The organism is Cobetia sp., from assembly GCF_983723665.1.
The window spans coordinates 38644-46301 of the sequence record NZ_CFDJES010000003.1 but is presented as its reverse complement, the minus strand read 5'-3'; the positions used below and the strand labels follow the sequence as shown (position 1 = coordinate 46301).

Annotated in this window: 3 protein-coding genes; 2 read left to right on the top strand and 1 reads right to left on the bottom strand. The window is 65.2% G+C overall.

What is annotated here, in order from left to right:
• Positions 1-9: 9 nt before the first annotated feature.
• A complete protein-coding gene (gene cysK, locus AC4FAH_RS00870; protein ID WP_043333985.1) occupies positions 10-975 on the bottom strand; it encodes a cysteine synthase A in 966 nt (321 codons plus the stop codon).
• Between the two features lie 520 nt (positions 976-1495).
• Here cysK and AC4FAH_RS00865 point away from each other — a divergent pair.
• Together AC4FAH_RS00865 and hrpA are read left to right on the top strand one after the other, a co-directional pair.
• Entirely contained in the window at positions 1496-3256 is a 1761-nt protein-coding gene (locus AC4FAH_RS00865; protein ID WP_490245552.1) for an AMP-binding protein, read from the top strand.
• A 232-nt stretch (positions 3257-3488) separates the two neighbouring features.
• Positions 3489-7655 carry an ATP-dependent RNA helicase HrpA gene (hrpA, locus tag AC4FAH_RS00860; RefSeq protein WP_490245551.1) on the top strand — a complete coding sequence of 1389 codons (4167 nt, stop codon included), beginning with the start codon at positions 3489-3491 and terminating at the stop codon, positions 7653-7655.
• The last annotated feature ends 3 nt before the right edge of the window (positions 7656-7658 follow it).

The following is a 7658-nucleotide window of genomic DNA, read 5'->3' as shown; positions in this document are numbered from 1 at the left end:
GCGTGAGGCTCAGCCTTCGACGTCGTCGAACATGCCGGCGAACATCGGCGAGGACAGGTAGCGCTCGCCGCTGTCCGGCAGGATGACGACGATGGACTTGTCGGCGTAGGCGGGGTCTTCCGCCAGACGCAGCGCCGCGGTCATCGCCGCACCGCAGGAGATACCGCACATGATGCCTTCTTCCTGCATGATGCGACGCGCCATGGCCATGGCGTCTTCACTGGCGACGGGCTCGACGCGGTCGATCAGCGCCAGGTCCAGGTTGTCGGGAATGAAGTTGGCACCGATGCCCTGGATCTTGTGCGGGGCCGGCGTGATCGATTCGCCCTGCATGCGCTGGGTGATGATGGCGGATTCCGCCGGCTCCACCGCCACGGCTTCGAGTGACTGGCCGCGCACCGTCTTGAAGTAGCGGGCGATGCCGCTGATGGTGCCGCCGGTACCGACGCCCGCCACCAGCACGTCCATCTCGCCATCCAGCGCGTCCCACAGCTCCGGGCCGGTGGTCTCTTCGTGGATGCGCGGGTTGGCCGGGTTGGAGAACTGCTGCGGCAGGAAGTAGCGTTCCGGCTCGGCCTTCTGCAGCTCGCAGGCCTTGTCGATGGCGCCCTGCATGCCCTTGGCCGGGTCGGTCAGCACCAGATTGGCGCCGAGGGATTTCAGCACCTTGCGGCGTTCCATGCTCATGGAGGAGGGCATGGTCAGGGTGACGGGGTAGCCACGCGCCGCGCCGACGAAGGCCAGCGCGATACCGGTGTTGCCGGAGGTCGGCTCGATGATTTCCATGCCCGGCTTGAGCACGCCGCGTTCCTCGGCGTCCCACACCATGCTGGCACCGATACGGCACTTGACCGAGAACGCCGGGTTGCGGGCTTCCACCTTGGCGTACAGGCGTGGATGGCTGCTGAGGCGGTTGATCTTGACCAGCGGCGTATTGCCGATGGCTTGCGAGTTGTCCTGATAGATCTTGGCCATGCGAGGTCCTCTGGGTATCTGGCGGCTAGACAGCGAGCATGCCCGCTGCTTGAGTGAAGTGATGACGCTCAGCAGCGGCTGTCGCGACTGTATGAGCATAAGGTTAAGGGCTAGCCGAGCGCGACTCAAAGGCCTGAAGCGCATAACGACATGGCAAGGTTGGCAGTCGCGGCTAGTCTCTGACCAAGGTCGTACAAGAGTAGTGATCTGATTTAACGAGACTTTTTCGGATGTGAACGATGGTTTCAATCGGTCGTTTTACATCATTGGCGTGACTGGTTAAGGTGAAGCGCGGCGGCCCTGGAGGTTCTTGCCGGGGTGTCGTCGGTGCGTTGCCGGCACCTGCGCGCGCGTTGTCGCGCCGTCCTTTTCCCCATCACGCCGTCATTCATGTCATTGTTCACATGTGGGCGTGACGCCCTGATAACAACAAGTGCTGAATTCTCGCCTGTGGCTGCCAGTGAAAGACTCCGCGCCCGGCCACGATCCAGCAGACGAATGCAGTCATGGAGCCCAAGCCATGCATGATGCCAATCCTGCCAACGCCTCGGCAGACCCGGAAGCCGACAAGGCGTCTGATCACGCTGGCCCCGTGACCGGGGACGCCAACCTGATCCTCAGCGGTGAGCCGTTGTCCGGTCTCGAGGATTACCCCTCGATTCTCGAGGTCTTCGAGGCCAGCTGCGCCAACTATGCCGAGCGTCCGGCTTTCAGCTGCATGGACAAGACGCTCAGCTACGCCGATGTGGACCGCCTGTCGCGCAATTTCGCCGCTTGGCTGGAACACGAGACCGGCCTTGAGCCCGGTGATCGCATCGCCATCCAGCTGCCGAATCTGCTGCAGTTCCCGGTGGCCGTGTTCGGTGCGTTGCGCGCCGGTCTGGTGGTGGTCAATACCAACCCGCTCTACACCGAGCGCGAGATGCAGCACCAGTTCCATGACTCCGGCGCTCGCGCCATCGTGATTCTGGCCAACATGGCGGACAAGCTCGAGAAGGTGCTCAAGCGCACGTCCATCGAGGAGGTCATCATCACCGAGATCGGTGACCTGCATGACTTCCCCAAGCGTCCGCTGATCAACCTGGCGGTGCGCTACGTCAAGAAGATGGTGCCGAAGTACCACCTGCCCGAGGCACACGGCCTGCGTGACGTGCTCAAGCGCGGGGCGGGGCTCTCGCACACGCGTGTCACGCGCCAGCCCGAGGACATCGCCGCGCTGCAGTACACCGGCGGCACCACCGGGGTTGCCAAGGGCACCATGCTGACCCACCGCAATCTGGTCGCCAACATGCTGCAGGCGCGCGGCGTGATCAGTGATGTGCTCAATGAAGGCCAGGAGGTGCTGATCGCGCCGCTGCCGGTCTATCACATCTATACCTTCACGGTGAATTGCCTCTACAGCATGGAGAGCGGCAACCACAGCGTGCTGATCACCAATCCGCGCGATATCGATGGCTTCATCAAGACACTGGCCAGGACACCGTTCACCGCCTTCGTCGGCCTCAACACGCTGTTCTCGGCACTGTGTCAGCGTGATGACTTCAAGGCGCTGGACTTCTCGAGTCTCAAGCTGACCATCTCCGGCGGCATGGCGCTGACGCGCAGCGCGGCCGAACGCTGGGAAGCCGTCACCGGCTGCCCGATCGCCGAGGGCTACGGCATGACCGAGACCTCGCCCATCGTCAGCTTCAATCCGCCGCGCGAGCTGCAGCTGGGCACCATCGGCAAGCCGGTGCCGGGCACCGAGCTCAAGGTGGTGGACGCCGATGGCGTGACGCTGGGGCGCGATGCGCCGGGCGAGCTGTGCGTGCGCGGCCCCCAGGTGATGAAGGGTTACTGGCAGCGTGACGACGCCACGCGTGAGGCGATGGATGACGAGGGCTTCATCCGCACCGGCGATATCGCGGTCATCCAGCAAGATGATTTCGTGCGCATCGTCGATCGCAAGAAGGACATGATCATCGTCTCCGGCTTCAATGTATTCCCCAACGAGATCGAGGACGTGGTCAGCGGCCATCCGGATATCGTCGAGGCGGCGGCAGTGGGCGTGCCGGACGAGCAGAGCGGCGAGGCGATCAAGCTGTTCGTGGTCTCAAGCAACCCGGACCTGGATCGCGACAGCCTGCGCAGCTGGTGCAAGGAGCAGCTGACCGGCTACAAGGTGCCGCGTTTCGTCGAATTCCGCGATGAACTGCCCAAGACCAACGTCGGCAAGGTGCTGCGTCGTGAGCTGCGCGACAGCGAAGAGAGCGGTGGCAATACGCCGCTACGCGAGCACTGAGAGAAGCGCTGAGAGAAGCGCTGAGCCGGCGGCGTGGCAGGGAACAAGCGCCGCCAAGGTTGGGCGCGGCTACGCGCAGGGCTACAATGGACGGCCCGTCACTTGTTGACGGGCCGTTTTGTCATTCAGGCGTCATGGCTTGCTGCCTCGTGCAGGCGAGCGTGAGGCTGAATTCCCGAGAGTTTCCGGCTGCGCGCGTGGCGTGTGGTCGCTGGTTGAGAAGAGGCAGTCCTTGAGCGACACCGCTACCGCACCGTCCGAACATGCGCGTCTTGAAGCCCTCGCGGCTCGCCTTGAACGCGCCCTGAGCCGTGATCAGCGCGAGCTGGGCAAGCGCCTGGCTGGCCTGCGGCGGCGTCTCAAGGAAGGCAAGCCGGTCGATCGTGCCATCAACGATATCGAGAGCCGCCTGGAGGCGAGCATCGCCCAGCGCGCCGCACGCGAGACGGCACTGGCACGCTGGCAGACACCCGCCGCGCTCAACTATCCGCCGGAACTGCCGGTGGTGGAGCGTCGCGAAGACATCCTCGCCGCGCTTGCCGAGCATCAGATCGTGGTGGTCGCCGGCGAGACCGGCTCGGGCAAGACCACCCAGCTGCCCAAGCTGTGTCTGGAGATGGGGCTGGGGCGCAATGGCCTGATCGGTCACACCCAGCCACGCCGTCTGGCGGCGCGCTCGGTGGCGGCGCGTCTGGCCGAGGAGCTCGAGACGACGCTCGGCGAGACGGTCGGGTATCAGGTGCGCTTCAACGACACCACCGGCCCGTCGACGCTGATGAAGCTGATGACCGACGGTATCCTGCTGGCGGAAACCCAGCATGATCCGGACCTGAGCCGCTACGAGGCGATCATCATCGATGAGGCCCACGAGCGCAGTCTGAACATCGACTTCCTGCTCGGTTATCTCAAGCGTCTCACCGCGCGCCGTCCGGACCTCAAGATCATCATCACCTCGGCGACCATCGACGTGGAGCGCTTCAGTCAGCACTTCGCGGCCCAGGATGGCACGCCTGCGCCCATCGTCTCGGTCAGCGGGCGCAACTTCCCGGTCGAGACCCAGTACCTGCCGCTGGTGCGCGATGCCGAGGATGAGGAAGACCTCAGCCTGCAGGAGGGTATCCTGCGCGCGGTGGAAGAGCTGTCGGTGATCGAGCGCGAGAAGGGCTGGATGCAGGGCCCGCGTGACGTGCTGATCTTCCTGCCCGGCGAGCGTGAGATCCGCGCCACCGCGGACACTCTGCGTCGCGCCCAGCTGCGTGATACCGAGGTACTGCCGCTGTACGCGCGCCTCTCGAACGAAGAGCAGAACCGCGTCTTCCAGCCGCATCGTGGCCGCCGCATCGTGCTGGCCACCAATGTCGCCGAGACCTCGCTGACCGTGCCGGGTATCCGCTACGTGATCGACCCGGGCCTGGTGCGCATCAGCCGCTACAGCTATCGCTCCAAGATCCAGCGTCTGCCGGTGGAGCCGATCAGCCAGGCCAGCGCCAACCAGCGCAAGGGCCGCTGCGGGCGTATCGCCGAAGGCCTGTGCATCCGCCTCTACAGCGAGGAGGACTTCCTCGCGCGCCCGGAATACACCGAGCCGGAAATCCAGCGCACCAACCTGGCCTCGGTGATCCTGTCGATGCTGTCGCTCAAGCTGGGCGATATCGAGAAGTTTCCCTTCGTCGATGCGCCGGATTCGCGCTTCGTCACCGATGGCTTCCGCCTGCTGCGCGAGCTGGGCGCGGTGGATGAACACAACCGTCTGAGCCGTGATGGCCGCACCCTGGCGCGTCTGCCCATCGACCCGCGTCTGGCGCGCATGGTGCTTGAGGGCGCCTCGCGCGGCTGCCTGCGTGAAGTGCTGATCATCGTCAGTGCGCTGTCGATCCAGGACCCGCGCGAGCGTCCTGCCGACAAGCGTCAGCAGGCCGATCAGATCCACCACGAGTGGGATGACGACAACTCCGACTTCGTCAGCTGGCTGAATCTGTGGGAAGGCTTCGAACTGGCGCGGGATGCGCTGGGTGCCAACCCGCTGCGCCGCTGGTGCAAGGCGCGTTTCCTCAACTATCTGCGCCTGCGCGAGTGGCATGACACCTTCCGTCAGCTCAAGCAGCTGACGCGGGACCTGGGGCTGGAGATGACCAGCGCCCAGCATGAGCGCGACACCGAGGCGCAGGCCGAGGTCACCGCGCGGGTACTGGCCTCACCGGGACAGGGCCGCCGCCCGTCGGTGGCCATCGATCACGAATCACTGCATCGCGCGCTGCTGACCGGGCTGCTCTCCAATCTCGGCCTCAAGCAGGAAAACCGCGAGTATCTCGGCGCGCGCAACCGACGCTTCTTCGTCCACCCGGGCTCCGGTGTGGCCAAGAAGTCGCCCAAGTGGGTGATGGCGGCCGAGATGGTCGAGACCACCAAGCTCTACGCGCGTCAGGTCGCGGCAATCAAGCCCGAGTGGGTCGAGCCGCTGGCCGAGCATCTGGTCAAGCGCAGCTACAGCGAGCCGCACTGGGAGATGAAGCGTGCCCAGGTGGTCGCCAGTGAGCAGGTGACCCTGTTCGGGCTGCCCATCGTCACCGCGCGCAAGGTGCATTACGGCCCGCTGGCGCCACAAGAATCCCGCGAGCTGTTCATTCGCCGTGCGCTGGTCGAGGGCGAATTCCAGACCCGTGCGCCGTTCTTCGCCCACAATCGCGGCCTGATGGATGAGGTCGGTGAGCTTGAGGACCGTGCGCGCAAGCGTGACATCCTCGTCGACGAAGAGACGCTGTTCGCCTTCTATGCCGAGCGCATTCCGGAAGGCATCTACAACGGGCGCAGCTTCGACAAGTGGCGCAAGGAGGCCGAGCGCGACAACCCCGATGTCCTGCATCTGAATCTCGACGACCTGATGGCGCGCGACGCCGAGGAAGTCACCGTCGCGCGCTACCCCGAACAGCTGCATCACAACAGCGTCGCCTACCCGCTGAGCTATCACTTCGCGCCCGGTGCGGTGGATGACGGCGTGACGATGATCGTGCCGGCGGCGATGCTCTCGCAGCTGCCGCGCTATCGCATCGAATGGCTGGTGCCGGGGCTGTTGCGTGACAAGGCCATCGCGCTGATGAAGTCGCTGCCCAAGCAGTACCGCAAACAGGTGGTGCCGATTCCCAACTGGGTCGATGCCGCACTTGAGGCGCTGACCCCGGACGACGTGCCGCTGACCGATGCGCTGGCCGAGTTCATGCGCGTCAAGACTGGCCTGCGTCTGCCGCAGGATGCCTGGGCGCCCGAAACGCTGGAACCGCACCTGAAGATGAACCTGCGTATCGTCGATCAGGACGGCAAGGTGCTGGGCGAAGGGCGTGATCTCGAGGCTTTGGAAGCACGCTTCAAGGACTCGGCCGCGGCCGCCGCGCGGGCGATGGCCAACCGCAGTCGTGAAGCCGACAGCGAAGTGCTGGAAGATCTGCCGGAGGCGCCGATCGCCACCTCGCACAGCACCACCCAGGCGGGCATTCGCGTCGAGGCCTACCCGGCGCTGGTGATGAAGCCGGCAGCGCCTGCCGACAGCGGCATGAGTGCCAAGCAGCGCAAGCTGGCGCGCAAGACTGGCAAGAACAGCGCGCCGTCCAGCCATGCGCCTGCCAGCGCGACGGCTCAGGTCGAGCAGAATCTGAGCGTGGAGCTGTTCGATCACCCGGCCAAGGCCGCTGCTGCGCACCGTGATGGCATCACGCGCCTGGCGATGGCACGCCTGCCGGACCAGGTGCGCTATCTGGACCGTGACCTCAAGGCGCTGGAGCGCTGTGCGCTGCTGTTCGCCAAGGTCGGCACGCGTCGCCAGCTGGCGGATGACTTCATCTACAGCGTCTTCGAGCAGGTGATGGCCGTCGAGCCGCTGCCGCGTTCGCGCAGCGAGCTGCAGGCGCGTCTCGATGACAGGCGGGCCGAGCTGGTGCCGCACGCCGAGGCGCTGCTCAAGCCGCTGGAAGCCGCGCTCAAGCAGCATCTGGAGCTTTCCAAGCGCCTCAAGGGCAAGATCGACTTCTCGATGGCGCTGGTGGTGGCTGATCTCAAGGCCCAGCAGGCGCGCCTGATCACGCCGGGCTTCATCCAGGCCTCCGGTGAATGGCTGCATCAGCTGCCGCGCTATGTGGAGGCGATGCTGATCCGTCTCGACAAGGCGCCGCGTGAGCGCATGCGCGACCAGCGTGACATGGAGGAGGTCAAGGGCTTTGAATCCCGCCTTGATGCCCGCCTGAGCAAGGCGCGCGAGCAGGGGCTGCCGGATGCGGAGCTGGAAGAGTTCGGCTGGTGGCTGCAGGAACTGCGCGTCTCGCTGTTTGCCCAGCAGCTCGGCACCCTGGAGACCGTCTCCGCCAAGCGCCTCGAGAAGCGCTGGCAGGAGCTGATGGCGCGCCGCTGATGT